Origin of the sequence: Streptomyces carpinensis (genome assembly GCF_002154505.1) — a bacterium.
GTDB lineage: Bacteria > Actinomycetota > Actinomycetes > Streptomycetales > Streptomycetaceae > Streptomyces > Streptomyces carpinensis.
In genome coordinates this window covers 1-1,619 of sequence record NZ_MUBM01000398.1, presented here as the reverse complement: position 1 = coordinate 1,619, position 1,619 = coordinate 1, and the positions used below count along the sequence as shown (strand labels likewise).

General features: G+C 70.5%; 1 protein-coding gene. It reads left to right on the top strand.

Annotated elements, in window-relative coordinates; translation table 11 throughout:
- Positions 1-30: 30 nt before the first annotated feature.
- On the top strand, positions 31-1,619 hold a 1,589-nt coding region (locus tag BZY54_RS40345), incomplete at its 3' end, for a polyketide synthase dehydratase domain-containing protein (RefSeq protein ID WP_341868732.1).

Genomic DNA, 1,619 nt, shown 5'->3' with positions numbered 1-1,619 from the left:
TCGGTGTCGCATGCGTTCCACTCGCCGTTGATGGAGCCGATGCTCGCCGACTTCGCTGCTGTGGCAGCCGAGTTGACGTTCCACACGCCTGAGTCGGCGTTTGTTTCGACCGTCACGGGGCAGTCGGCAACCGACTGGCAGTCTCCGGAGTACTGGGTGAACCAGGTCCGTGCCACCGTCCGTTTCTCCGACGCCGTACGGACGGTCGAGGAGTCCGGTGTCCGTACGTTCTTGGAGTTGGGCCCCGATTCCGTCCTGACCGCGTTGGCGCAGCAGACGCTGGAAGCGGACGAGGCGGTGGTGACGCCGGCGCTGCGCAAGGACCGTCCCGAGGCCGAGACCCTGCTCACGGCCCTCGCCCAGCTTCACGTCTCCGGTCTGGACGTCGACTGGGGCGCCTACTTCGCGGACACCGGCGCCCGCCGTGTCGACCTGCCCACCTACCCCTTCCAACGTCAGCGCTACTGGATGACCGCCCCCACGGCGGGCAGTGGTGCGGGGGACACGGGCCAGACGGCACTCGACCACCCCGTCCTCCGGGCGGCCGTGCCATTGCCCGACTCGGGCGGGGTGGTGCTCACCGGACGGATCTCGGCGAGCACCCACCCGTGGATCGCCGACCACGATGTGCTGGGCAGCGTCCTGCTCCCAGGCACGGGATTCGTGGAGCTGGCCCTGCGGGCAGGGGACGAGGTCGGTTGCCGGCGGCTCGACGAACTCACTTTGCAGGCACCGCTGCTCCTGCCCGAGCGCGGCGGTGTCGCCGTACAGGTGGTGGTCGGGGCCGCCGACGACGACGGGCGGCGCACGGTCACCGTGCACTCCCGCCGATCCGACCAGCCTGACCTTCCTTGGACCCGGCACGCCGAAGGTGTGCTGTCGGTGCAGTCGGCGGGCGCGGTTGCCGACCTGGTCGACTGGCCCCCTGCGGGTGCGACTGAGATCCCCGTGGCCTCGGCCTACCCCGACCTGGCCGGCGCCGGCTACCACTACGGCCCGGCGTTCCAGGGTCTGAAGGCGGCCTGGCGGCGCGGTGAGGAGTTGTACGCCGAGGTCGCCCTGCCGGAGGAGACGGATCCCAAGGGATTCGGCCTGCACCCGGCGCTGCTCGACGCGGCGATGCACGTCGGACTGCTCGACATCCCCGGCCGTGAAGGGGGCGGCCGGACCCTGCTGCCGTTCGCCTGGAACGGCGTGGCACTGCACACCGCCGGCGCGGCCACCCTGCGCGTACGGGTCACGCCGATCGCCCAACAGGACGGGCTCGCCCTCACGGTGGCCGACGGTGACGGCAACCCGGTGCTCTCCGTCGAGTCGCTCCTCTCCCGCCCGGTGTCCATGGAGCAGCTGAGCGTCGAGCCTGGTGGCGACTCGTTGTTCCAGATCGTGTGGAGTGCGCTGTCCGGTTCGGAGCGTGCTGCTGATGTGGAGTGGGTGGCTTGGGAGGAGCTCGCCGACGGTGGTCCGGTGCCTGCGTATGTGGTGTTGGAGTGTGTGCCGCAGGACGGGGTTGATGTTCCGGCTGCTGTGCGGGGGCTGTCGGAGCGTGTGCTGGCGGTGGTGCAGCGGTGGCTGGTGGAGGAGCGTTTCGCTGGGTCGCGGTTGGTGGTGGTGACGCG